Here is a 25,808-nt window from a genome sequence, read left to right as displayed (position 1 = left end):
TCATGATCCAAGACGTTTCTATTCGCTGGGAAGAGGACGGTCAGCCTTGTTCGGCAGTTTGGCATTCCGAAAATGGCATAGCGCCACATAAAAAAGTAGTGACCGCTGATGACACCTTAACAGCGGATGATGCTTATCGTTTGGCATGCGAAGGAACGGCAATTTTATGGAAGGGCGACTTCCAAAACGCTCGTCAGCTTTTGCAGGCATTGATTCGGCGTATTGATAAACCTTCAAAAAAATCTAAAAGATCTAGCAAAAGAGTTGGTAAATCTGAAGAGATCCTCACTCAGAAAACAGCTAAAGATATTTTCAATCAGCATCGCCTCATTCAGTCGCAGAGAGCGAGAACGCTGGGGATGTTGTTAATTCCATGTAATGCTGATCACACCATTCCATTGCGCCGTGCGCCGGATCTATCGCAAGCATGCATGGAGGCATATGGAGCTGTCACTCATCCTTATGTTGTTTCCTTGCGCGAACTCTTAGGTGTGGTGAGTGCTCATGAGTGGCGTAAGAATGGATTGCCGATTTTGGCTGATGAAAACGGGGAGCCGGTCTATGTGCACCCTCATTACGGTGTCTTTTCCCCCGTTCGCGGTGAATATATTGAGCTAGTCTGCAATGCCCCATTGCCCAAGTCTTTGGATGTTGAATCAACTGCTTTTGATATTGGTGTTGGTACTGGCGTGCTCTCTATTATTTTGGCAATGCGCGATGTGCAAAAAATTGTCGCAACCGATCAAGATGATCGAGCAATCAAGTGCGCCAAAGAGAATATTGCCCTTTTAGGTTTAGGTTCTCAAATCGAGCTTGTCAAAGCCAATTTATTCCCATCGGGAAAGGCATCATTAATTGTCTGTAACCCGCCATGGGTGCCCGCAAGACCTAGCTCCAGTCTGGAGCATGCGGTGTATGACCCTGACAGTCAGATGCTCAAAGGTTTTTTGGCTGAACTAAAGAATCATTTGTTGCCTCAGGGCGAGGGCTGGTTAATTCTGTCTGATTTGGCGGAGCATCTTGATCTGAGAACTCGCCAAGAGCTGCTCTCTTGGATAGAGGATGCGGGCTTGCTTGTTCTGGGCCGCATTGATACAAAACCAAAACATCCAAAAGCGTTCGATGATTCTGATTTACTTTATTTCGCAAGAGCGGCTGAAGTCACTTCGCTCTGGCGATTAGGCATCAAGTAAGTGGAGTGAAAAATCAGCAGTTATTTGGCGAATAGCTGACTTGGATCTTCGAATGCTTTGAATTCCAAAGCATTGCCAGCAGGATCAAGAAAGAACATCGTAGCTTGCTCACCCACTTTCCCCTTAAAACGAATTTGGGGTTCGATGATGAATTTAATTCCACTGCGGCTTAATTTTTCAGCCAATGCATGCCAATCTGGCATTGTTAAAACAACCCCAAAATGTTTTACAGGAACTTGATGCCCGTCAACCTCATTTGAGGCTGCATGGCCGCATTCTTCAGGTGCTAGGTGGGCAACCAATTGGTGTCCAAAGAAGTCAAAGTCAATCCATTCATCGGAGCTACGACCCTCTGCGCAACCCAAGGTGCTGCCGTAAAAGTTGCGAGCTGCCTCTAAGTTATCTACTGGAAAGGCAAGATGGAATGGTTGAATGTTAGACATGGATACCCTTGTATTTGTTTTGGCGTTAGTTTTAATGCTTAAAAGATCAATTAAGGCAAAGTTTAGTATATTTGCGATATAAAAATATTGCGCTAAATAAGAGACATTCACCTATGACAAGCAACAACAATAAAGACAAAAATCAAGCTCCTGAAAGTGGGTTGCGAAAAGGCTTAACTAGCTATGGTGACAAAGGCTTTTCACTATTTTTGCGTAAGGCATTTATTAAGGGCGCTGGCTACACTAACAGCGCTTTAGATCGCCCTGTCATTGGCATCATTAATACGGGAAGCTCCTACAATCCATGTCACGGCAATATGCCGCAATTGATTGAGGCGGTCAAACGGGGCGTGATGTTGGCTGGTGGTTTACCGATGGATTTTCCAACGATCTCCATCCATGAAAGTTTTGCTGCCCCAACTAGTATGTATTTGCGTAATCTGATGTCGATGGATACCGAAGAAATGTTGCGTGCTCAACCGATGGATGCAGTAGTCATGATTGGTGGATGCGATAAAACGGTACCGGCGCAAATGATGGGCGCGGCCTCTGCAGGCTTGCCGGCTATTCAGTTGATTACCGGTTCAATGTTGACGGGGTCTCATCGTAGTGAGCGTGTGGGCGCCTGTACAGACTGTCGCCGCTACTGGGGTAAATTCCGTGCCGGTGAAATTGATGAGGCTGAAAAAGATGAGGTCAACGACCAATTGGTAGCGAGTGTAGGTACCTGCTCTGTGATGGGCACTGCCAGCACTATGGCCTGCATTTCTGAAGCATTGGGGATGACTGTGCCAGGTGGCGCTACTCCCCCAGCAGTCACTGCTGACCGTATTCGGGTTGCTGAAGAGACAGGTACGCGGGCTGTGCAAATGGCAAAAGATGGTCTAACAATTGACAAGGTGCTCACTGCAGATGCTTTTGAAAATGCGATGCGTGTGTTGTTGGCAATTGGCGGGTCGACCAACGGCATCGTTCACTTAGCTGCAATTGCTGGTCGGATGGGGCTGGAGATTGATTTAGATGCGCTCGATAAGATGGGAGATGAGACTCCTGTGCTAGTGGATTTAAAACCTTCGGGTGATCACTACATGGAAAATTTCCATGATGCTGGTGGCATGACAACACTGCTACGCGAGTTAAAGCCATTACTGAAGCTCAATGCAATGACGGTAACAGGCCGCACCTTGGGTGAAGAAATCGATGCAGCACCACCCAGCTTTAAGCAAGACGTGGTTCGTCGGTTCGATAATCCAATTTATCCACGCGGTAGTATTGCTGTCTTACACGGCAACCTAGCTCCTGGTGGTGCCATCATTAAGCAATCTGCTGCCAATGAAAAACTCATGGAGCATGAGGGCCGAGCTGTGGTCTTTGAAAATAGCGAGGACCTCGCAAATCGTATTGATAGTCCTGACCTGGATGTCACTGCAGATGATATCTTGGTGCTTAAAAATATTGGCCCTAAGGGAGCTCCCGGCATGCCCGAAGCGGGATATATTCCGATACCGATGAAGCTTGCACGCGCTGGCGTAAAAGACATTGTGCGAATTTCTGATGGTCGTATGAGTGGCACAGCATTTGGAACCATCGTCTTGCATGTGACTCCAGAAGCTGCAGTTGGCGGGCCACTAGCGTATGTCAAGAGTGGGGACCGCATTCGTTTGAGCGTGAAGAATCGTGAGATTAGTTTGCTGATCTCTAATGAAGAGCTGGTTACACGTGCAAAAGAAAATCCAGTTGTCGAGCCGACTGCAGAGCGCGGCTATCTAAAGCTATTCTTGGATACAGTCACGCAGGCTGACAAAGGCGTAGACTTTGATTTCTTGAGGGCGGTGAAGATAGTTGGCAAAACACCAAAGCGTTGATGAAGTTAACGTGAAGTAAAAAATAGAATCAAAGAAAAACGCCACCTTCGTAGGTGGCGTTTGACTGTTGAGTAAATCAATTTACTTCAAAATGGTGGAGTCGGCGGGAATCGAACCCGCGTCCGCAAATCCTCTACAACAAGTTCTACATACTTAGTCATATCATTTAATTTAGCTAGCTAGTCACAGACTGACATGTTCCACGCTGGCGATTCACTAAGTTTTCGAACCATTCCCCGTGACATGAAATGATCTTATCTCTTGTAAATGACCCTGATCTAGCTTGCGCTAGCTGACCCAAGAGAGAATCAGTTCAGGGGCAACCGCAATTAAGCGGCTAGTGCGAAACGTTCGTCGTTTGCAGTTATTACATTCCCATTGATTTACGAGATAACGGGTCCTCGGTATGCCCTTGATGCTTTGTAATCCACGTCGAAACCATGTCGACCCCGGAGTTCATGCATTGGAAACTTTATTTTAAGGCTCTTGACCCTAAATTGCTTGTTATCTTTACTTCACCCTACTGCGGGAAGATGATTTCTAGTAATTCTTTGGGGTGATGTACGAGATAATCCGCTCCCCAGGCCTCTGGGGGCTCTTCACAGCCGCAATAACCGTAGGCTGCTGCGATCGTTCTCATGCCCGCTGCTTTGCCTGCCACGATGTCTCTAATGTCGTCACCTACATATAGCGATCTACTCGGGTCGACATTGGCAACTCTAGCGGCGTGCAAGATGGGTTCAGGATGCGGTTTTGAGTAAGGGGTTGTATCGCCGGAAACAGTAGAAATTGCTCTTTGGCGTAAACCCATCAGCTCGGTTAAAGGATGTGTGAATCGCTCACTTTTATTGGTGACGATGCCCCAGGGAAGGTTGGCGCCATCCAATCGATCTAATAAATGGTCTATACCCTCAAAAAGTACGCTATTTACTAATAAAGCCTTTTCATAGTTTGCAAAAAATTCATCTCGAAGGGGGATGAAGTCTGGGTGATCAGTGCCGATGCCAAAGGCGCCACCAATTAGTCCACGGGCTCCAGCAGAGGCGCAGGGGCGCAAGACTTCATATGGCTTGGGGGCTAGATTACGGGCCACGAGAAGCTGATTGGCAGCTGCAACTAGATCAGGCGCGGTATCCGCTAATGTGCCATCGAGGTCAAAAAAGACACCCTTGTAAGGGCTTGCTAACCCGCTACTCATTTACGTACGGCAATCATGTAGTTCACATCAACATCATCACCTAAGCTATAGACTTGAGTGAGGGGGTTGTAGCTCATTCCCTTCACCCCAATCATTTCGAGTCCCGCTGCTCGAGTAAATGCGACCAATTCAGAGGGTTTAATGAATTTTGCGTATTCATGCGTGCCTTTTGGCAGCAGTCGGAGGATATATTCAGCGCCAATAATGGCAAATAAGTAGGACTTAGGGCTGCGATTGAGGGTGCTGAAAAAAAGCGTGCCGCCTGGTTTACAAAGCTTTGCGCACGCTCGAACTACTGAGGCCGGATCAGGGACGTGCTCCAGCATTTCCATACAAGTCACAACATCGTATTGACCTGGCTCTTCCTCAGCCAGCGCTTCAGCTGAAATTGAGCGGTATTTCAGGGAGGCGCCCACTTCTAGAGCGTGCAACTCAGCCACTTTCAGGGCTTTTTCAGATAAATCGATGCCGCAGGTATCAGCTCCTGATTGGGCAATCGATTCCGCCAAAATGCCGCCTCCACAGCCTACATCAAGCACTTTCTTGCCGCCAAGATCCACATAGGATTTAATCCAATTAAGGCGCAGTGGATTGATAGCATGTAATGGCTTGAATTCACTATGGGGGTCCCACCAGCGATGGGCTAGGGCGCTAAATTTAGCGATTTCAGATTGATCGACGTTCATAGAGATAAAGGCGCAGGAAGCGCGCTGGGATTAATGAATTACGAATATAGCGGAAATAAAAAAGCCCGGCAGAACCGGGCTTTTTTACAAGTAAAAAGAATTACTTAACTGCAGCTGTACCAACAACTTCGATGTCAGTGCGGCGGTTCTTAGCGCGGCCTTCAGCAGTTGCATTTGATGCAACTGGATTGCTCTTGCCTTTTGATTCTGTGTAAATACGGCTACCGTCAACACCTTTGCTTACCAAGTAAGCTTTAACGGACTGAGCACGACGTTGGCCGAGAGCCATGTTGTAAGCATCAGTACCAACGCTATCAGTGTTACCAACAGCAATAATTACTTCCAATTTGATCTTGCTTAAGTCTTTAGCGATCTTGTCTAAAGTAGCTTTACCTTCTGGCTTCAAGTCAGACTTGTTGAAGTCATAAAGTGTGTCAGCTTGCAAAGTGATCTTGCTTTGGCTTACACCAGAAGCTGATTTAGCTGTTAAGTAGCCATCGCAACCAGGAGCTGCAGTTGCAGGAGTCCAGTTGTTATCACGCCAGCACAATGTGCCGTCGCCGTTTTTCCAATTCAAGCCAGCGCTGTTTTCCCAGTTATCAGAAGCCATTGCTGCAGATGCAGAAACAGTAACAACAGAAGCTAACAACACTTTTAGGGTTTTGTTCATTTTTAGTCCTCAAAAATCTCTTTTTTAATTAAAGTCAAACTTAAATGTAATTCGCCCTACTTTGAAGCAAAAAACCGCAAAGCGACACATCTCAATTTCGTACAAACTGACAGAATATTAGCATAGGGGCTATCAGTCATCAAAATGATATTATTTCTAAATGGAACAAGCCGCTAAAGAAACACTACCAATATCCCTAGAAGACGAAATGCGGCGGTCCTATTTGGACTACGCAATGAGCGTCATTGTCGGCAGAGCCCTGCCAGACGTGCGTGACGGCCTCAAACCGGTTCATCGCCGGGTCTTATTCGCGATGTATGAATTAAACAACGATTGGAACCGTGCTTACAAAAAATCTGCCCGTATAGTTGGCGATGTGATCGGTAAATACCATCCACATGGCGATTCTGCGGTGTATGACACGATTGTTCGCATGGCTCAGGACTTCTCTCTGCGCTATATGCTGGTTGACGGACAAGGTAACTTTGGCTCCGTAGACGGCGATAACGCTGCTGCGATGCGATATACCGAGATCCGCCTTCGTAAGATCGCCCACGAGCTTTTGGCCGATTTGGACAAGGAAACCGTTGATTTCGGGCCAAATTACGACGGTAGCGAGAAAGAACCCTTAATTCTTCCTGCAAAAGTACCTAATCTGCTGATTAACGGCAGTTCAGGCATTGCGGTGGGTATGGCGACCAATATCCCCCCTCATAACCTAGATGAGGTGGTTACTGCCTGCTTACATGTCCTCCACAACCCAGAATGCACGATTGATGAGCTGATTGAGATCATCCCAGCACCAGATTTCCCGACCGCCGGCATTATTTATGGCGTTCAAGGGGTTCGTGAGGGCTATCGCACTGGTCGTGGCCGAGTGGTGATGCGTGCCAAAACTCACTTTGAAGATTTGGATAAGGGCGCGCGTCAAGCCATCATCGTTGATGAGTTGCCATACCAAGTAAATAAAAAGAACTTACTCGAGCGTATTGCTGAGTTGGTGAACGAGAAAAAAGTAGAGGGCATCTCCGATCTTCGTGACGAGTCCGATAAGTCAGGCATGCGCGTTGTGATTGAGCTTAAGCGTGGTGAGGTGCCTGAAGTCGTTCTCAATAATTTGTATAAGAGCACTCAACTGCAAGACAACTTCGGTATGAATATGGTCGCTCTGGTGGATAACCAGCCGCGCCTATTGAATCTGAAGCAAATGCTCGAGTACTTCTTGCAGCATCGTCGTGAAGTGGTTACTCGTCGTACGATTTTTGAATTACGCAAAGCACGTGAGCGTGGCCATGTCTTAGAAGGTTTGGCAGTTGCATTGGCAAACATTGATGAATTTATTGCCATCATTAAAGCTGCTGCAAACCCAGTTATTGCTAAGTCAGAATTGATGAGCAAGGCATGGGATTCTTCTATGGTGCGTGAGATGTTGGCGCGTGCAGAGACCGATACTCCTGGTGGCCGTAATGCTTATCGTCCTGAAGGTTTATTGCCTGAGTACGGCATGCAATCTACTGGCCTCTATCGTTTGTCTGATAGTCAAGCGCAAGAAATTTTGCAGATGCGTTTGCAACGCTTGACTGGCCTTGAGCAAGACAAGATTGTGAATGAGTACAAAGATGTGATGGCAGAGATTTCTGATTTGCTCGACTTACTTGCTAAGCCAGAGCGTGTCACTCAAGTCATCGAGTCCGAATTGAAAGAAGTGCAGGCCGAGTTTGGCATTGCTGGTGGTGATACTGGTCGCCGTTCATTCATTGAAATGAATGCAACCGAGTTGTTCACAGAAGATTTGATCACTCCGCAAGATATGGTGGTCACACTTTCTAACACTGGTTATATGAAGAGTCAGCCTCTGAGTGAATACCGTGCGCAAAAACGTGGTGGCCGTGGCAAACAAGCTGCCGCTACCAAAAATGAGGATTGGATTGAAACCCTCTTCGTTGCAAATACGCATGACATCATTTTGTGCTTCTCAGATCGTGGACGCATGTATTGGCTCAAAGTGTGGGAGGTTCCGCAAGGTAGCCGCAACTCACGTGGCAAGCCGATCGTCAATATGTTCCCGCTGATTGAGGGCGAGAAGATTACCGTGATTCTCCCAATTAAGGGATATCAAGATGATCATTACGTCTTTATGGCAACAAGCCTGGGTACAGTGAAGAAGACGCGTTTGTCTGACTTCTCTAATCCACGTAAGGCCGGAATTATTGCCGTTGATTTAAATGAAAACGACTTCCTAGTTGGTGCAGCCATTACTGATGGTCAGCATGATGTGATGCTGTTCTCTGATGCTGGTAAAGCGGTGCGCTTTGATGAGAATGATGTTCGTCCAATGGGTCGTACGGCGCGCGGTGTGCGCGGTATGAATTTGGGTGAGGGTCATCAAGTCATCGCCATGTTGGTTGCTCCGGCTGAAGCTGCTGAAGGTGCAGAAGCAGTTGTGGTTGATGCAAATGGCCTTGCTATTCCAAACAGTGTATTGACTGCAACAGAAAATGGTTTCGGTAAGCGCACTCCGATTGGCGAGTACACCCGTCATGGTCGCGGCACTAAAGGCATGATCGCTATTCAGACAACCGAGCGTAACGGTAAAGTAGTTGCTGCTGCTTTGGTATCTCCTGAAGATCAAATTATGTTGATCACTACTGGCGGTATCCTGGTGCGCACCCGTGTTTCAGAGATTCGTGAGATGGGGCGCGCAACACAAGGCGTCACTTTAATCAACGTTGATGAAGGCACACGTTTGTCTGGCTTGCAGCGTATTGCTGAAAGTGATTCCGACGATGAGAATGATTTGGATGATGGCGAAGACGGTGAAGGTGGAGATGTTTCCGCTGATCCAGCAGTTGACTCCAATTCTGATGAAGCTGGTGATGCCTAATTGGCATTCATACAAGGTTAATTAATTCATCATGACGTTTGACCGCCGCATTTTCAATTTCGCTGCGGGGCCTGCTACCGTACCTGAAGAGGTATTGCAGCAGGCTGCTGCAGAGATGTTGAATTGGCAGGGGCTTGGCACTAGTGTGATGGAAATTAGTCACCGCAGTAAAGAGTTCATGGCGGTTTATGAAGAGGTGTTGCACGATTTGCGCACCTTGATGAATATTCCTGACGCTTACGAGATCTTGTTGCTACAAGGCGGTGGCCTTGGTCAGAATGCGGCGATCCCCATGAATCTCATGGGTCTTGCCAAGAATGGTCCTAAAGCAGACTTCTTGGTAACTGGTATTTGGTCAGAAAAGTCTTTTAAAGAAGCTGATAAATATGGTGTTGCACATCTAGCAGCGTCTTCTGCTTCAGAAAAATTTAATACGATTCCAGCTCGTTCTACATGGCAGCTCTCAGATGATGCTGCCTATGTGCACTACTGTGCCAATGAAACCATTGGCGGCGTTGAGTTTCCAGATGTGCCGGATGTGAATGGCAAAACTTTAGTTGCAGATATCTCTAGCAATATTCTTTCTAAAGAGATGGATGTCAGCAAGTGCGGCGTCTGGTTTGGTGGGGCTCAGAAAAATATTGGCCCGTCTGGCGTAACGATTGTGATTGTTCGTAAAGATCTGATGGGCCACAGTATGAAGATCACCCCATCAATTTGGGATTGGTCAAAGCAAGCTGCGAATCAATCGATGCTGAATACGCCGCCGACATTCGCTATTTACATGGCTGGCCTCGGGTTTAAGTGGTTACTCAAACAGGGTGGTGTGAAGGCGATTGAAAAGCGCAATCAAGAAAAAGCGGATTTGCTCTACAACTTCTTGGATCAAAGTAGCTTGTATGAGAATCGCGTTACCAAAGAATATCGCTCTCGCATGAATGTCACCTTCTTCCTGAAGGATGAGCGTTTGAATGCTCAGTTCTTAGAGCAATCGAATGCAGCAGGCTTAGTCGCTCTGCGTGGTCACAAGGCTGCTGGCGGTATGCGTGCCAGTATTTACAACGCAATGCCGATAGAGGGCGTTAAGGCCTTAGTCGAATTTATGCGTGACTTTGAAAGGCGTGCCTAATGAATTCTAAAGATCAGAGCACCGAAGAACAGCGCCTTGCGCCAATCCGCGACAAGATCGATGCGTTAGACGCGCAGATTTTGGATTTGTTGTCGCAGCGTGCAAAAGCAGCTCAAGAGGTGGGTCATATCAAAGGTGGTTTTTCATCGCCGGTATTTAGACCAGAGCGTGAGCGTCAAGTCGTTGCGCGCTTACAAGAGCTCAGCAAGGGCCCACTCTTACCTGATGGAATTGCGGCAATTTGGCGTGAAGTAATGTCTGCTTGTCGTGCCTTAGAGGCTCGTCAGACGATTGCCTATCTCGGACCAGTTGGAACATTTTCAGAGCAGGCTGCTCAAACCTATTTTGGCCACTCGATTGCTGGCTTACCTTGCAATAGTCTTGACGAAGTATTCAAGGCGGTAGAGAAGGGTGCGGCGCAGTTTGGCGTTGTCCCAGTAGAAAATTCTAGTGAAGGCGCCATCTCCCGTACTTTGGATTTACTCTTGGATTCTTCAATGCGTATTAGTGGCGAAGTGGTGCTGCCTATTCGTCATCATCTCTTAACTAAGAGTGGCAATTTAGACGGCGTCACAACCGTTTGCGCGCATGCTCAAGCTTTGGCCCAATGCCAACAGTGGTTGAGTGTGCATGCTCCTCAGTTAAAGCGTCAGGCAGTCAGCAGCAATGCTGAGGCAGCTCGCATGGCCTCGATTGATCCTACCTTAGCAGCTATCGCTGGTGATCCTGCGCAAGAGGCTTATGGATTGCAGGCAGTTGCTGCGCAGATTCAAGATGACCCTCACAATCGCACGCGCTTTGTGGTGGTCGGCACTTATGAATGCCAACCAACTGGCAAGGATCAAACTTCTTTAGTGTTGTCAGTTGATAACCAGCCTGGTGCCGTGCATCGCCTGCTGGAGCCTTTGGCCAAGCATGGTGTATCCATGAATCGTTTTGAATCTCGTCCTGCTCGTAAAGGCACTTGGGAGTATCACTTCTATATCGATGTTGCTGGTCACGCTGAAGATGCAAAAGTGGCCAAAGCATTGGATGAATTGAAAACAACAGCTGCCTTTTATAAAAATCTTGGCTCATATCCCCATTCAGCATGACATCTAAATCCAATATTGGTTTAAAGCACATTCATGCGATAGCGCCCTATGTCGGTGGGCGACCTATCAGTGAAGTTGCGCGCGAATACGGTCTTGATGAAAGCAAGATTGTGAAGTTGGCATCCAATGAAAATCCATTGGGCATGCCAAAGTCAGCACAAGATGCGATGCTTAGGGCTGCGAGTGACTTGGGTCGCTACCCAGACTCCAATGGTTTTGAGCTAAAAAATGTTTTATCAGCGCGCTTGGGTGTACCAACGGATTGGATTACCTTAGGCAATGGCAGTAACGACATTTTGGAGTTGGCTGCACGAGCAGTCGCTCAAGCCGGTGATGAAGTCATTTTCTCTAAACATGCTTTTGCTGTTTATCCACTAGCAACACAAGCTGTTGGCGCCAAGGCAGTAGAAGTGGCCGCTACTAAAATGTATGGTCATGATTTGCCTGCGATGCTGCAAGCGGTAAAAGCTGCTGGCGATAAAGCCAAGTTGGTATTTGTGGCCAACCCAAATAATCCGACTGGTAGTTATTTAAGCGCCAAAGAGATTGAGGATTTCCTCATTGCGGTTCCAGCACATGTGGTGGTGGTTTTAGATGAAGCCTATAACGAATATCTCGCTGCTGATCAACGCTATGATGCGATTGCTTGGGTGAAACGTTTCCCTAATATGATTTTGTCGCGCAGCTTCTCTAAGGCATATGGTTTGGCAGGTTTACGCATTGGCTACGGGGTAGCTCAACCCGCTTTGACCGATTTGCTCAATCGCATTCGTCAGCCATTTAATGTGAATAGTCTTGCGCAAGCAGCAGCAATAGCCGCATTTCAGGATTCTGCTTTCCTGCAGCAAGGTTTCGAATTGAATCGCGCTGGTTTTGCTCAACTCACTCAAGCTTTTGATGCTCTTGGCTTAACTTATCTCCCATCGGCCGGCAACTTTGTGTTGGTCAAGGTGGGTGAGGATAATGACGCTGGCGCTCGCATTAACTTAGAGTTACTCAAGCGCGGCATTATTGTTCGCCCAGTTGGTAATTATGGTTTGCCACAATGGCTGCGTATTTCCATTGGCTTACCAGAAGAAAATGCCGCTTTTATCGCCGCGCTCAAAGATATTTTGGCGAAGTAGCCATTCAAGAAAATAGACAAACTGAATTAGTCAATGGCCATCATTAATCCATCCAGTAATTACGGCACCGTCACTATTGTTGGTGTTGGCTTGATTGGCGCCTCCTTGGGTTTAGCTCTTAAAAAAGCGGGTGTCGTTAATAAAGTCTTGGGTGTTGGACGCAGTACGCAGAATCTAGATCAAGCCCTCAAGATGGGGGCAATTGATGCTGTAGTCGATTTAGTGGAAGCAGCAAAACAATCTGATGTGATTGTGTTGTGTGTACCCGTGGCGCAGATGCGTGCTGCTTTTGAAGTGATTGAGCCACACCTTGAGTCTCGGACCATGTTGACAGATGCTGGCAGCACTAAAGGTGATGTGATTTTGGCTGCCAAGGAAGTCCTAGGTAAAAAAGCCTGTCAGTTTGTGCCGGCTCATCCAATAGCAGGTGGCGCACAGCATGGCGCGAGTGCAGCAAAAGCTGATCTCTTTGTAGGCAAGCAAACGATTCTTTGCCCGTTACAAGAAAATTCTCCTCAGGATACGGATTTAATCGAAGGCTTTTGGCAGTCGGTTGGCTCTGTCGTGAAAAAGATTTCTTGCGTCCAGCATGATGCGATCTACGCAGCTGTTTCTCATTTGCCACATATTCTGTCCTACGCCTTAATGGCTAGCGTTGTGAATTCTGAAGATGCTGATCAGAAGCTGAGTCATGTTGGTGCAGGTTTTAAGGATTTCACGCGTATTGCTGCCTCGAGTCCAGAGATGTGGCGCGATATTTGTTTGGGTAATCGCACGGCAGTGCTGAAAGAGCTCGATCAATATCTGCTTATCGTCAATCACATGCGTAAGTTGATTGCTGAAAATGATGGTGCTGGTTTAGAGAAGTTATTCAATAAGGCAAGTAAGGCGCGTCAAGATTTGGATGTACTTTGATGAGCAACTTGCCGGAAATCAACATTGGCCCATTCAAAAGAGCGCAAGGCTCGATTGTGTTGCCTGGATCAAAAAGCATTTCCAATCGAGTTTTGTTGTTGGCAGCGCTTTCTAAAGGTACGACAACTCTTAAAAATTTATTAGATGCTGACGATACTCAGGTAATGCGCAATGCTTTGCGTCAGCTGGGATTAACAGTAGTCGATCAAGAGAATCAAGTTTGCATAGTCGAGGGCTGCGGCGGTAAGTTTCCCGTCCAGGATGCAGACCTCTTCATGGGTAATGCGGGTACGGCTATGCGCCCACTGACTGCAGCGCTAGCTATGCAGGGTGGTAACTACCGTTTGTCTGGTGTGCCCCGTATGCATGAACGTCCTATTCGGGATCTAGTGGATGGATTGCGACAAGTAGGCGCAACGATTGATTACGAATTGCAAGAAGGCTATCCACCCATCAAGATTGTTGCAGCTGATATTGAAATCAAAGATGTCGTGAAGGTTCGTGGCGATGTTTCTAGCCAGTTCTTAACGGCCTTATTGATGGCATTGCCTTTGGTGGCAAAAGAGCCCGTCAAGATCGAAGTGATTGGTGAATTGATTTCTCGCCCTTATATCGATATCACACTCAAACTGATGGCGCGCTTTGGTATCAAAGTTGCTTGTCCGGATATGCAAACTTTTGTGATCCCTGCAAAAACTTCCGATGTTGTCTATCAAAGCCCTGGCACTTTATCGGTTGAGGGCGACGCATCTTCTGCTTCTTACTTCTTGGCGCTTGGTGCGATTGGTGGTGGACCAGTTCGTGTCTTAGGTGTTGGAAGCGAGAGCATTCAGGGTGATGTGGCTTTTGCTGATGCGCTAGCTTTAATGGGCGCCAAAATTTCTTCTGGTGAAGATTGGATTGAAGTTTCTGGTGTCAAGAATGCCAATGGCAAACTCAATGGCATCACGATTGATTGCACAGAAATTCCAGATGCAGCGATGACGCTTGCGATTGCTGCATTGTTTGCTGAGGGTCCGACCCGCTTAAATAATATTGCTAGTTGGCGCGTAAAAGAAACTGATCGTATTGCAGCGATGGCGAAAGAACTGAAGAAGGTCGGAGCTATCGTTGAGGAGGGCGCAGACTACATCGTGGTTCAGGCGCCCGCATCACTGGCTGATTGGAGGTCTCCTGCAGAAGGCATTGATACTTATGATGACCATCGCATGGCGATGTGTTTCTCATTAGCCGCTTTTGGCCCTAATGCGCTGCAGATCAATGATCCCAATTGCGTTGCAAAAACCTTCCCAACTTACTTTGCAGAATTTGCAAAGATTGTTTCTTAGAAATCACTTTTGATGAATTTGCCCCCAGTTATTGCCATTGATGGGCCTACCGCCTCTGGCAAAGGGACGGTTGCCTCTTTGGTAGCGGAAAAATTAGGCTTTCATTACCTAGATAGCGGTGCGCTTTATCGCCTCGTGGCTCTGGGAAGTCAAAAGGCATCGATTGATGTCAAAAATGGCCCAGAACTGGGTATTTTGGCCAAAAAACTGGTGATTTCATTCAAAAATGGCCAAATTCTGCTCAATTCTGAAGATGTGACAGAAGCCATTCGCACCGAAAGTATTGGTTTGCGCGCCTCTGCGATTGCGGTGCATCCAGAGGTTAGACAGGCTTTAGTTGGTGTTCAGCATGGTTTTAGGCTCACTCCCGGCTTAGTTGCTGATGGTCGTGACATGGCGAGCGTGATATTCCCAGACGCAGTTTTGAAGGTTTTTCTGACGGCAACGGCTGAGGCTAGAGCCGAACGTCGGTATAAGCAATTGATAGCTAAGGGAATTTCTGCTAAACTCGATGACTTGCTGCAAGATTTGCAAGAGCGCGATGCCAGAGACAGTAGTCGAGGTGCCGCACCTTTGTTAGTTGCAGACGGCGCTAAAGTGCTTGAAACATCAGAATTATCGATAGATCAAGCGGTTAAGACGGTTTTGGATTGGTATCAATCAAAAATAGCTTAGTTTTTGGTGGGTAGTAAACAGCAGTAGAAGTTGTTTTGGCGTCTTAAGAAACTCTACAACGCGATTTTCTAATTTAGCGTGTTTCTTGGGGCTTTTTTAACCTAACCCGTCAGGCCTTCTGGCGGCACAAAGTGAATATATAAATGTCTGAATCATTTGCAGAACTATTTGAAGAATCATTAACCCGATCGAATATGAAGACCGGCCAAGTTATTTCGGCTGAAGTACTTCGCATCGACCATAACTTCGTCGTTGTTAACGCTGGATTGAAATCTGAAGCGTTTATTCCTGTTGAAGAATTCCATAACGACGCTGGCGAGATTGAAGTAGCTCCTGGCGATTTCGTTTCTGTTGCTATTGACGCTCTTGAGAACGGCTATGGCGACACAATCCTTTCCCGTGACAAAGCTAAGCGCTTGGCATCATGGATGAACTTGGAAAAAGCTCTCGAGCAAGCTGAGATCGTTACCGGTACTGTTACTGGTAAGGTTAAAGGTGGCTTGACAGTTATGGTTAACGGTATCCGTGCATTCTTGCCTGGATCACTCGTTGATACACGCCCAATCAAGGACACCAGCCCTTACGAAGGTAAGACGATGGAGTTCAAGGTTATCAAGCTTGACCGCAAGCGTAACAACGTAGTGTTGTCACGTCGTGCAGTTGTTGAAGCTAGCCAAGGTGAAGAGCGCGCTAAGTTGATGTCTAACCTCAAAGAAGGTAGCGTTGTTCAAGGTATCGTTAAGAACATCACTGACTACGGCGCATTCGTGGACCTCGGTGGTATCGATGGCCTCTTGCACATTACCGATTTGGCATGGCGTCGTGTGCGTCACCCAAGCGAGATGTTGACTGTAGGTCAAGAAGTTACCGCTAAGATTTTGAAGTTCGATCAAGAGAAGAACCGTGTTTCACTCGGCGTGAAACAACTTGGTGATGATCCATGGGTTGGTATCGCTCGTCGTTACCCACCAAACACCCGTTTATTCGGTAAGGTAACTAACCTGACTGACTACGGCGCGTTCGTTGAAATCGAATCTGGTATCGAAGGTTTGGTACACGTTTCTGAAATGGACTGGACTAACAAGAACGTTGCTCCAAGCAAAGCTACTGCATTAGGAACCGAAGTTGAAGTAATGGTTCTGGATATTGATGAAGACAAGCGTCGTATTAGCTTGGGCATCAAGCAGTGCAAAGCAAATCCATGGGAAGAGTTCTCACGTGGCCAACAAAAAGGCGACAAGTTGACTGGCGCAATCAAGTCTATTACTGACTTTGGTGTGTTCATTGGTTTGCCTGGCGGTATCGACGGTTTAGTTCACCTCTCAGACCTCTCATGGAATGAGCCAGGAGAAGAAGCTGTTAAGAAATACAAAAAAGGCGATGAAGTTGAAGCTACTGTATTGGCCATTGATGTTGAGAAAGAGCGCATCTCTCTCGGTATCAAGCAATTGTCTGGTGACCCATTCAATAACTACACATCCGTAAGCGACAAGGGTAGCCTTGTAACTGGTACTGTGAAGGCTGTTGATGCTAAGGGTGCAACTATTCACTTGGCTGATGAAGTTGAAGCTTACTTACGTGCTTCTGAGATCTCAACAGATCGCGTTGAAGATGCACGCAATGTATTGAAAGAAGGTGACACTGTTACTGCAATGATCATTAATATTGATCGCAAGTCCCGTGCAATCAATCTTTCAATCAAAGCTAAAGACAGCTCTGACCAACAAGACGCTATGAGCAAGCTCCAAGGTGATGCGCAGTCCGGCACAACCAACTTGGGTGCTTTGTTGAAAGCGAAGTTGGACAATCAAGGCTAAATCAATATCGCCGCTTTCCATTAGGAGAGCGGCGGTTTTTTATTGATAGATCATGTCAGATCAAGAGCAACAAGCAATTACTCGCTCCGAACTCGTGGAGAGCTTGGCGGAACAGTTTCCCCAGCTGCTACCAAGAGATGTGGAGTTAGCGGTAAAAACATTGTTAGACACGATGACTCACGCTTTAGCCGAAGGCAAGCGGATTGAGTTACGCGGTGTTGGGAGCTTTGTTTTGCATCACCGTCCTGCGCGAACTGGCCGCAACCCTAAATCTGGTGAGAAAGTATTGATCCCAGAAAAACGAGTGCCTCATTTCAAGCCTGGCAAAGAATTGCGTGAGCGCGTTGATTACAAGCCCCTGAAGCAAGTGAGCCCTAAAGAGGGTTCTGGTGCCTAGTCACATAGCGCATATCCAGTGGTCCATTCGGACCATTTTTTTATTGATGTTCTGCACAGCATGATTCAGATCGCAACCTCTTGGCTACTCTTGTTACCAGTGATGTTTGGTATTGGTTGGCTAGCTTCGCGCTGGGATTTGCGTCTTGAGAATCGCATGGATGAGCGCGAGCGCATGCGTCAGCAGCGCTCTACATTCAAAGGCTTAAGCCTTTTATTAAATGAGCAGCCAGACCAGGCAATCGAAACCTTGGTCAAGATCGCTCAACTCGATCCCGAAACAATTGAACTTCATTTTGCTTTGGGGAATTTATTCCGTCGCCGTGGTGAGACTGAGCGTGCAATTCGAGTTCACCAGCATCTGGCCAATCGCGATGACTTAAAGCCGCGCGATCGAGATCATGCTGCTTATGAATTGGGCCGTGATTTCCTTCGCGCAGGTTTATTAGACCGCGCCGAAGCTTCATTAAATCGCGTAGGGGAAGGTAAGTTTGCCGCCCCTGCGAAAGAGAGCTTGCTTGAGATGTATCAAATTGAGCGAGACTGGAAGAAGGCCATCATTGCCGCTAGCGAACTCGAAGGCTTGCAAGGAAAATCGCATCATACGGAGATTGCACAATTTCATTGTGAGTTGGGTCAAGAGGCTTTACGCCGTAAGGATTTGCCGGAGGTCGCGCAATCCATTCAATTGGCGTTACAGGCAGTTCCGCATCATGCTCGTGCACTGATTTTGCAAGGCGATTATTTGATTGCGATGGATCGTCCAGCTCAAGCAATTGAGGTGTGGGCAGTGATTGCGAAGACGCATCCTGCTTATATGCATTTACTAGCAGATCGTTGGATGGCGGCTCATGCCGCATTAAACAAAGCAGATGAAGGCTTAAGTGCGCTTTGTGAATTGCTAAAGACTCAAGCTTCTGGTGAGCTGCTGGATATTGTCCAAAAGCATATGACTCAGATTCGTGGAGCGCAAGCTGCTGAAGTCATGCTGGTTGAGGTGATGCAGCATTCGCCTAGCTTGAGCGCGCTTTCAAAGTTGGCAGAGACTCGTCTGGCATTAGCCGAGAGTAATGGCACACCAGAGAGAGTTTCCGATTTGCAGGCAACACTGAATTTATTAAAACAAAGAACCACAAGCTTGGCCCGCTATACCTGCGGTAATTGTGGTTTCCGTGCGCGTCGTTTCTATTGGCAGTGCCCGGGTTGCAATCATTGGGAGGCTTACTCCCCAAGACGCAGTGAGGGAGCTGTTCCTAGCGGCCCTTCAATGTAATCTGAATCGTAATGACTAATTTAGTACTGAATTACTTGGAGATATTTTGAAAGTCACCATCATTGGAAGCGGTTACGTCGGTCTAGTCACTGGGGCTTGCTTGGCAGAGCAGGGCAATAACGTCTTTTGTGTAGACGTCGACCCTAAAAAGATTGAGATTCTCAATTCTGGCGGCGTACCTATTTATGAGCCAGGCTTAAAAGAGATGATTGAGCGCAATCGTGCTGCTGGCCGCTTGCAGTTCTCCACTGATATTGCTGCTTCTGTTGCCCATGGCGATATTCAGTTTATTGCTGTTGGCACTCCTCCTGATGAGGATGGCTCAGCCGATCTGCAGTACGTTGTGGCAGCTGCTCGCAATATTGGTCGCCATATGACCACCCCTAAAGTAATCGTGGATAAATCGACTGTGCCAGTGGGTACTGCTGACAAGGTCCAAGCTGCTATTACCGAAGAGCTTCAAAAGAGAGCTCTCTCACCAGAGTTGTGCTCCGTAGTTTCTAACCCGGAGTTCCTCAAAGAGGGAGCCGCAGTGGAAGACTTTATGCGCCCCGATCGGATTGTGATTGGTACGCAAAATACCCCAGCAGGTCTGCGCGCTAAAGAGCAGATGCGCAAACTATATGCCCCCTTTAATCGTCACCATGAGCGTACCTACTACATGGATGTCAAAAGTGCTGAGCTGACTAAATACGCCGCGAATGCGATGTTGGCCACCCGCATTTCTTTTATGAACGAGTTGGCCAATTTGGCAGACTTAGTAGGTGCTGATATTGAAGCGGTGCGCCAAGGCATTGGTTCGGACTCTCGCATTGGTTACGGCTTTTTGTATTCCGGCACTGGCTATGGTGGTTCTTGCTTTCCGAAAGACGTCTCCGCCTTATCTAAGACTGCAATTGAGCATGGCCGTGATCTCAAGATCCTCGATGCCGTAGAGGCAGTAAACGAAGCACAAAAATATATCCTGGTTGAGAAGATTGAAAAACGTTTCGGTAAGGATCTATCTGGCAAGAAGTTCGCCTTATGGGGTTTAGCCTTCAAACCAAACACGGACGATATGCGCGAAGCGCCTAGTCGCGTCATCATCCAGGAGTTGGTCAAGCGTGGTGCACAGATCGTAGCCCACGACCCAGTAGCTATGCCAGAAACTAAGCATTGCCTCGATATGGACTTTAAAGGCAACCCAGAAGGCCTCAAGCAAGTCACTTTGGTAGATGATCCGATGACAGCCACCCAAGGAGCTGATGCCCTGGTAATCGTGACAGAGTGGAAAGCTTTCCGTAGCCCTGATTTTGATCTCCTCAAAGCCAATTTGAAGAACCCCATTATCTTTGATGGCCGTAACCTATATGAGCCTCAAGCTATGCAAGAATTAGGCATTGAGTACCAAGGTATTGGTCGTCATAATTAATCATTAGTAAAAAAGAATCTATTAGAGAGATTAGTTACATCGTGGAAAAAGCTAACCGAGAACAATTTTCTAAAGCCCGTTTATTGGTAGTGGGCGATGTCATGCTGGATCGCTATTGGTTTGGTGATACAAATCGGATTTCTCCTGAGGCGCCAGTTCCGGTGGTCCAGGTAGGCAAGATTGATGAGCGTTTAGGTGGCGCTGCTAACGTAGCTCGTAACGTTGCAGCTCTTGGCGCTAAGACGACGATTTTGGGTGTGATTGGCGATGATGAGCCAGGACGTCGCGTCACTGACTTACTGAAATCGAGTGGTGTTGATAGTCAATTAGAAGTTGATGGCAAAGTACCAACAACTGTGAAGCTACGTGTCATCGCAAGACAACAGCAATTGATTCGTTTGGATTTTGAAGAGGCTCCTAGTGAGTCAGCCCTCGCACATAAGTTGGAGCGTTACGAGAAGCTTGTGGGCGATGCTGATGTGGTGATTTTGTCTGACTACGGCAAAGGCGCATTAGGCCAAGTTGCTTTAATGATTGAGCAGGCTCGCGCTCAAAAGAAAATGATCTTGGTTGACCCTAAGGGGGATGACTATGCTAAATATCGTGGTGCCACGGTACTTACTCCAAATCGTAGCGAATTGCGTCAGGTAGTTGGTCAATGGACTGGCGAAGAAGATCTCACTAAAAGAGCGCAAGACCTCAGGAAATCTTTAAATCTTGAGGCTTTGCTACTCACCCGCTCTGAAGAGGGTATGAGTTTATTCACTGAAGCTGGCGTCAGCCATGTGAAGGCGCAGGCACGTGAAGTATTTGATGTGTCTGGTGCAGGTGATACTGTTATTGGCACACTCGCCGTAGCATTAGCGGCAGGTTGGCCACTTGAAAGGGCGATGGCCTTGGCTAATCGGGCTGGTGGTATTGTGGTTGGCAAGCTAGGAACCGCCACCGTTACTTCAGAGGAATTGCAATGACAATTATCGTAACTGGCGCTGCTGGATTTATTGGCGCCAATATTGTTCAAGCGCTTAATGCGCGTGGCGAAAAAAATATTATTGCGGTTGATGATTTACGTCCCGCCGATAAGTATCGCAATCTTGCAGACTTAGACATCATCGACTATCTCGATAAAGATGAGTTTCTAGAGGCATTTAGAAGTGGTCGTTTTGGTAAGGTCAAGGCAGTGTTTCATGAGGGTGCTTGCTCCGATACGATGGAAACTGACGGCATCTTCATGATGGCTAATAATTTCCGTTACACCATGGACTTGCTTGATATCTGTACAGAGCAAAAAGTGCAATTGCTCTATGCCTCTTCGGCAGCAACTTATGGTGGCTCTGATGTGTTTGTAGAGAGTCGCGAGCATGAGAAGCCGTTAAATATTTATGGCTACTCCAAGTTTTTATTTGATCAAGTGATGCGTAAGCGTTTTGCTGAAAAATCTAACACTGCACAGGTAGTTGGATTCAGATACTTCAATGTCTACGGACCACGTGAATCCCACAAAGGTCGTATGGCCTCAGTAGCCTTTCATCAATACCATCAGTACAAGGCCAATGGCAAAGTTAAACTCTTTGGCGAATATGGCGGCTATGGTGCTGGCGAGCAAAGTCGTGACTTTGTCTCAGTGGAAGACGTGGTTAAAGTAAATCTTTATTTCTTGGATCATCCAGAAATCAGCGGCATCTTCAATCTTGGTAGTGGCCGCGCGCAACCATTTAATGATGTTGCTCACGCGGTAGCTAATGCCATGCGCAAAATCGACAATGCCAATCCTGCTAGCCTAGAAGAGTTGGTAAAAGAAAAGGCGATTGAATACATTCCCTTCCCAGATGCGCTCAAAGGCAAGTACCAGTGCTTTACGCAAGCGGATTTAACCAAGCTACGCGCCGCTGGATACTCAGAACCTTTCCTGAATGTGGAGCAGGGTGTCAGTCGTTATATTGCCTGGCTATCAGCCAATGCAGATTTCTTAGCAAGCCCGCTATAAGTAGTTAAAAAAAGTAAACCGACTGAATCTTCATTCGTTGTAACTGATCCACTTGCACTTCGTGTGAGTGGATTTTTTATTAACTGATGGAGATTAAATGAATCAATTATTAAAGTCCTTAGTATTTTCAGTATTTGTAGCCGTTTCAGGATTGGCCGCTGCCTCACCGGTAAACGTCAATACCGCAACTCAGTCTGAGTTAGAGAGTATTAAAGGTATCGGGCCATCTAAAGCGAAAACTATTATTGCTGAACGTTTGGATGGGGGTCATTTTCAGGATGCTAATGATTTGCAAAAACGCGTGCGTGGCATTGGTATGAAATCGGTTGAAAAGATGGTGGATAACGGCTTGACCATTGAGGCACCAAGTTCCTTTCGCGAGCCCCACGGTAGGACCAACAAAGAGGGCTCCAAGGCTAGCAGACGTGGCTCGCGCGGTCAAAGTAGCTCTCGCCATAATCCGGATCGTGCGGAACCAGGTCGCCGAAATTAAACCCTTTTACGTCTAGCCTAGCTTATGGCTAAAATGGTTTCATGAGCACACCTTCTTACTTAACTATTTCACAGACCGTGGGTAATACACCCTTGGTTCGTTTACAACGTATTCCTGGCGCTGAAAACGATTCCAAAAATAATCTGATCTTAGGGAAGTTGGAAGGTAACAATCCGGCGGGGTCGGTTAAGGATCGGCCTGCGCTGTCGATGATCTTGCGCGCACAAGAGCGTGGCGAAATTAAACCGGGTGACACTCTCATTGAGGCTACCAGCGGCAATACCGGCATTGCTTTGGCGATGACTGCTGCAATGTTGGGCTATAAGATGGTTTTGGTGATGCCCGAGAACCAGAGTATTGAGCGTCGACAGAGCATGGCTGCTTATGGTGCCGAGTTAATTCTGACGGCAGCCTCTGGTGGTATGGAGTTTGCTCGTGACTATGCATTGCAATTACAGAAAGAGGGCCGCGGCAGATTGCTTGATCAATTCGCTAATCCGGATAACCCACGCGCTCATATCGAGACCACTGGCCCAGAAATCTGGCGTGATACCGATGGTCAGATTACCCACTTTATTTCAGCAATGGGGACTACCGGAACAATTACCGGAGTTTCTACATACCTGAAGTCCATGAACCCTGATATTCAGATTATTGGTGCGCAGCCAGAAGAGGGCTCGCAGATTCCCGGAATTCGTAAATGGGCTCCAGAATATCTGCCGAAGATTTATCAAGGCGATAAGGTTGATCGCATTGAGTATGTGAGCCAAGCGGATGCTGAAGAGATGGCTCGCCGCCTTGCGGCTGAAGAGGGTATCTTCTGCGGCATTTCAGCTGGCGGTGCTTTAGTGGTTGCCTTGCGAATTGCTCGCCAGGTGGAAAACGCTACGATTGTCTTTATCGTGTGTGACCGTGGTGATCGCTACCTTTCGACTGGCGTTTTCCCAGCGTAAGCGATTTCGTCTACTTCTGCTTTTTCTTGCTAGCAGTCTTCTTGGGTTTGACTGCTTCGCCTGACTTTACTTCTGGCTTTGCTTTACTTGTGACGGCGGGTACCACGCTTTGATTCTTATATCCCAAGGCTTCTGCAAACTCGGCAACACTTTGTGCGTAAAAGTAGCTGCGGTTGTACTGCACGATTGTCAGGAAATTATTTAAACCCACTACATAACGAACCTGATCATTGCCATCCTTGTCGGGGTAGGGGAGATCGACAATGAGCGCTTTGCTTTGTGGCTCAACACCACCTGCCTGAAGATCCCCTTGCTCTTTAGTCAAAATGCCTTTTGTGATCAGATCTTGGACGGAATATTTCAATTGAGGTTCGCCATCAGCTAATGCTCTCGCCTCACTGACCGCTCCTTCCTGTACGGGGAAGTAAATCGGCATGCCAGACTGCCAGCCATGCTTCTTCATAAAATTAGCCACACTGGCAATAGCATCTTTAGGGCTTTGCTTGAGATCAATACGCCCGTCTCCATCACCATCTACTGCGAAGCTGCGAATACTGCTTGGCATGAACTGTGGCAGACCAATCGCACCAGCATAGGAGCTGTTTTGATTTAGACATGCATTAAATCGTACTGGGTTCAAGCCCTGGCTGCTATTTTTTGCAGGAAGGGTTCCGCCGCCCTCAGTCCAGCACATAAGAATGAGTTCTTGAAGCTGGTCTTTAAATAGCTGTTCTCGACGGGCTTTATTGGGTGTGTCCGGATAACTAAAGGCTAAGGTGGAGAGCACATCTTTTACTCTAAAGTTGCCCGTTTGACGGCCATAGATAGTTTCAATCCCAATAATGGAGACGATGACTTCAGCCGGGACGCCTGATTCTTGCTCAACCTTAGTTAGGAATGCCTGGTTTTGCTCCCAAAAGGCCTTACCAGCCTTAAGGCGAACTGGCTCAATAAAGCGCTTTCGATAGGCTACCCAATTCTTTTTAAAGGTGCCCGATGGGGGTAACACCAATTTGCGTATGGATGGAATAGTTTTAGCATCTGAGAACCCTGATTCAAGGCTTGCCTGAGGGATTCCTTGGGTCTGGGCAATTTGGGCAATTAACTGGTTGAGGTTTTGGCTAAAACGGGCTTCTGTCGCCGCATCCTCAGACTGGTTTACGATAGTCTCTGTAGGGCTAACTTGCTGAGTAGGGGTGCTAGAGCAGGCGCTAAGCAGTAGCGCTATGAATATTGTTGCAGTAAGGTGGGAGACGCGAAAATTCATAGACAGGTAAGTGAGTTTTTGAGGGCTTGGCAGGTTTTATTACATTATAAAAACTACAGTTTTGCTATTGAGGATTACTAGTAATGACAACAGGATACATAACTCATCCAGATTTTCTAAAACATGAGATGGGTAGCCACCATCCCGAGTGCCCAGAGCGCATTCAGGCAATTAATGATCAACTCATTCGCAGTGGCATAGATCGCTTTCTGCACCATCTTGATGCGCCGCTGGCAACTGAAGATCAACTAGAGTTAGTGCACAGCCCAGATCATATTGCTTTTGTTAAAGAGCGTTCACCGGCTAGTGGTTACTTCATGCTTGATGGTGACACCATTATGAACCCTCATACCTGGAGCGCTGCGCTGCGTGCAGCAGGCGCTGCCATTGCTGGTGTTGATGCGGTTATGAAGGGTGAAGTTGAAAATGTATTTTGTGCAGTTCGCCCCCCAGGCCACCATGCAGAGCCAACTCGCTCCATGGGATTTTGTGTCTTTGATAACGTTGCTGTAGCGGCACGATATGCGATGGAGACCTATGGCATCGAACGTGTGGCCATTATTGATTTTGATGTGCATCATGGCAACGGGACTGAAGCAGCTTTTTTTAATGACCCCAATGTACTGATGTGCAGTTTCTTCCAACACCCGTTTTACCCGTACAGTGGTTTAGATGGGGCAAATAATATGGTGAATGTCCCGCTTCCTGCGTCGACTCGTGGGGATGTGGTGCGCTCGATAGTGGAAGAGCAGTGGTTACCCCGCTTAAGAGACTTTGAACCAGAGCTCATTATTATTTCCGCAGGCTTTGATGCTCATCGTGAGGATGATCTAGGGCAGATGGGTTTGGTAGAGGATGACTACGCCTGGATTACTAAGCAGCTTAAAGGGATTGCAAATCAATATGCTCAGGGTCGTATCGTTAGTTGCCTAGAGGGTGGTTACAACCTCTCCGCCTTGGGGCGTAGCGTGGTGGCGCATGTCAAAGCGCTTGCGGATATTTAAGCG

General features: G+C 47.3%; 22 protein-coding genes, 1 other RNA gene and 1 pseudogene. 18 read left to right on the top strand and 6 right to left on the bottom strand.

Features of this window, described 5'->3' with window-relative positions; all coding sequences use genetic code 11:
- Nucleotides 1-2 precede the first annotated feature (2 nt).
- Nucleotides 3-1,193: a class I SAM-dependent methyltransferase gene (locus ICN16_RS03960; RefSeq protein ID WP_216134343.1), complete on the top strand. Its 1,191-nt coding sequence runs from the start codon at nucleotides 3-5 to the stop codon at nucleotides 1,191-1,193.
- A 20-nt stretch (nucleotides 1,194-1,213) separates the two neighbouring features.
- Here ICN16_RS03960 and ICN16_RS03955 read toward each other — a convergent pair whose 3' ends face one another.
- Complete coding sequence (locus ICN16_RS03955) at nucleotides 1,214-1,636, bottom strand: VOC family protein (RefSeq protein ID WP_216134341.1); 423 nt, start codon at nucleotides 1,634-1,636, stop codon at nucleotides 1,214-1,216.
- A gap of 113 nt (nucleotides 1,637-1,749) precedes the next feature.
- On the opposite strand from ICN16_RS03955, the gene ICN16_RS03950 reads away from it, so the two are divergent.
- Nucleotides 1,750-3,501, top strand: a complete 1,752-nt coding sequence (locus tag ICN16_RS03950) for an IlvD/Edd family dehydratase (RefSeq protein ID WP_216134338.1) — start codon at nucleotides 1,750-1,752, stop codon at nucleotides 3,499-3,501.
- 92 nt (nucleotides 3,502-3,593) lie between these two features.
- Here the strand turns inward: ICN16_RS03950 and ssrA are convergent.
- From ssrA to ompA, 4 genes are all read right to left on the bottom strand, one after another.
- Nucleotides 3,594-3,952: a transfer-messenger RNA gene (gene ssrA, locus ICN16_RS03945) on the bottom strand.
- A gap of 69 nt (nucleotides 3,953-4,021) precedes the next feature.
- Nucleotides 4,022-4,699, bottom strand: a complete 678-nt coding sequence (locus tag ICN16_RS03940; RefSeq protein ID WP_216134336.1) for an HAD family hydrolase — start codon at nucleotides 4,697-4,699, stop codon at nucleotides 4,022-4,024.
- Nucleotides 4,696-5,385 carry a bifunctional 2-polyprenyl-6-hydroxyphenol methylase/3-demethylubiquinol 3-O-methyltransferase UbiG gene (gene ubiG, locus ICN16_RS03935; RefSeq protein ID WP_216134335.1) on the bottom strand — a complete coding sequence of 230 codons (690 nt, stop codon included), beginning with the start codon at nucleotides 5,383-5,385 and terminating at the stop codon, nucleotides 4,696-4,698. Before ubiG ends, ICN16_RS03940 begins: the two co-directional genes overlap by 4 nt.
- A gap of 100 nt (nucleotides 5,386-5,485) precedes the next feature.
- On the bottom strand, nucleotides 5,486-6,055 hold the full coding sequence (gene ompA, locus ICN16_RS03930) for an outer membrane protein OmpA (RefSeq protein ID WP_216134333.1): 570 nt from the start codon (nucleotides 6,053-6,055) through the stop codon (nucleotides 5,486-5,488).
- Nucleotides 6,056-6,215: 160 nt separating this feature from the next.
- Between ompA and gyrA the strand changes: the two genes are divergently transcribed.
- From gyrA to cysM, 15 genes and pseudogenes are all read left to right on the top strand, one after another.
- Nucleotides 6,216-8,939 (top strand): DNA gyrase subunit A, encoded by a 2,724-nt coding sequence (gene gyrA, locus ICN16_RS03925; protein ID WP_216134331.1) that lies wholly within the window; start codon nucleotides 6,216-6,218, stop codon nucleotides 8,937-8,939.
- A 31-nt stretch (nucleotides 8,940-8,970) separates the two neighbouring features.
- Nucleotides 8,971-10,068: a 3-phosphoserine/phosphohydroxythreonine transaminase gene (gene serC / locus ICN16_RS03920; RefSeq protein WP_216134329.1), complete on the top strand. Its 1,098-nt coding sequence runs from the start codon at nucleotides 8,971-8,973 to the stop codon at nucleotides 10,066-10,068.
- A complete protein-coding gene (gene pheA, locus ICN16_RS03915) occupies nucleotides 10,068-11,162 on the top strand; it encodes a prephenate dehydratase (protein ID WP_216134326.1) in 1,095 nt (364 codons plus the stop codon). Before serC ends, pheA begins: the two co-directional genes overlap by 1 nt.
- A complete protein-coding gene (hisC, locus tag ICN16_RS03910; protein ID WP_216134324.1) occupies nucleotides 11,159-12,286 on the top strand; it encodes a histidinol-phosphate transaminase in 1,128 nt (375 codons plus the stop codon). The genes pheA and hisC overlap by 4 nt, the downstream gene beginning before the upstream one ends.
- A 33-nt stretch (nucleotides 12,287-12,319) precedes the next feature.
- Nucleotides 12,320-13,201, top strand: a complete 882-nt coding sequence (locus ICN16_RS03905; RefSeq protein WP_216134321.1) for a prephenate dehydrogenase/arogenate dehydrogenase family protein — start codon at nucleotides 12,320-12,322, stop codon at nucleotides 13,199-13,201.
- Nucleotides 13,202-13,209: 8 nt separating this feature from the next.
- Nucleotides 13,210-14,529 (top strand): 3-phosphoshikimate 1-carboxyvinyltransferase, encoded by a 1,320-nt coding sequence (aroA, locus tag ICN16_RS03900; RefSeq protein ID WP_216135646.1) that lies wholly within the window; start codon nucleotides 13,210-13,212, stop codon nucleotides 14,527-14,529.
- Nucleotides 14,530-14,541: 12 nt separating this feature from the next.
- On the top strand, nucleotides 14,542-15,204 hold the full coding sequence (gene cmk / locus ICN16_RS03895; protein WP_216134318.1) for a (d)CMP kinase: 663 nt from the start codon (nucleotides 14,542-14,544) through the stop codon (nucleotides 15,202-15,204).
- Nucleotides 15,205-15,347: 143 nt separating this feature from the next.
- Nucleotides 15,348-17,021, top strand: coding sequence for a 30S ribosomal protein S1 (gene rpsA / locus ICN16_RS03890; protein WP_215301598.1), 1,674 nt, complete (start codon nucleotides 15,348-15,350; stop codon nucleotides 17,019-17,021).
- 52 nt (nucleotides 17,022-17,073) lie between these two features.
- Nucleotides 17,074-17,370 (top strand): annotated as a pseudogene (locus ICN16_RS03885) (integration host factor subunit beta); the annotation flags it as partial.
- Nucleotides 17,371-17,478: 108 nt separating this feature from the next.
- Nucleotides 17,479-18,690, top strand: a complete 1,212-nt coding sequence (gene lapB, locus ICN16_RS03880; protein WP_216134315.1) for a lipopolysaccharide assembly protein LapB — start codon at nucleotides 17,479-17,481, stop codon at nucleotides 18,688-18,690.
- Nucleotides 18,691-18,736: 46 nt separating this feature from the next.
- Entirely contained in the window at nucleotides 18,737-20,101 is a 1,365-nt protein-coding gene (locus tag ICN16_RS03875) for a UDP-glucose/GDP-mannose dehydrogenase family protein (RefSeq protein WP_216134312.1), read from the top strand.
- Nucleotides 20,102-20,142: 41 nt separating this feature from the next.
- Complete coding sequence (rfaE1, locus tag ICN16_RS03870) at nucleotides 20,143-21,072, top strand: D-glycero-beta-D-manno-heptose-7-phosphate kinase (protein WP_216134309.1); 930 nt, start codon at nucleotides 20,143-20,145, stop codon at nucleotides 21,070-21,072.
- The gene (rfaD, locus tag ICN16_RS03865; protein ID WP_216134306.1) at nucleotides 21,069-22,088 is read left to right on the top strand and encodes an ADP-glyceromanno-heptose 6-epimerase; all 1,020 of its coding nucleotides are present in this window, start codon (nucleotides 21,069-21,071) and stop codon (nucleotides 22,086-22,088) included. Before rfaE1 ends, rfaD begins: the two co-directional genes overlap by 4 nt.
- 97 nt (nucleotides 22,089-22,185) lie before the next feature.
- A complete protein-coding gene (locus tag ICN16_RS03860; protein ID WP_216134303.1) occupies nucleotides 22,186-22,581 on the top strand; it encodes a helix-hairpin-helix domain-containing protein in 396 nt (131 codons plus the stop codon).
- Nucleotides 22,582-22,622: 41 nt separating this feature from the next.
- Complete coding sequence (gene cysM, locus ICN16_RS03855) at nucleotides 22,623-23,534, top strand: cysteine synthase CysM (protein ID WP_216134300.1); 912 nt, start codon at nucleotides 22,623-22,625, stop codon at nucleotides 23,532-23,534.
- A 10-nt stretch (nucleotides 23,535-23,544) separates the two neighbouring features.
- Here the strand turns inward: cysM and ICN16_RS03850 are convergent, their stop codons facing one another.
- On the bottom strand, nucleotides 23,545-24,801 hold the full coding sequence (locus ICN16_RS03850; RefSeq protein WP_216134283.1) for a lytic transglycosylase domain-containing protein: 1,257 nt from the start codon (nucleotides 24,799-24,801) through the stop codon (nucleotides 23,545-23,547).
- 83 nt (nucleotides 24,802-24,884) lie between these two features.
- On the opposite strand from ICN16_RS03850, the gene ICN16_RS03845 reads away from it, so the two are divergent.
- Nucleotides 24,885-25,805, top strand: coding sequence for a histone deacetylase family protein (locus ICN16_RS03845; RefSeq protein ID WP_216134280.1), 921 nt, complete (start codon nucleotides 24,885-24,887; stop codon nucleotides 25,803-25,805).
- Nucleotides 25,806-25,808 lie beyond the last annotated feature (3 nt).

Source organism: Polynucleobacter sp. es-MAR-4, from assembly GCF_018882055.1.
Taxonomy (GTDB): domain Bacteria; phylum Pseudomonadota; class Gammaproteobacteria; order Burkholderiales; family Burkholderiaceae; genus Polynucleobacter.
This window is presented reverse-complemented; position numbering and strand designations above follow the sequence as displayed.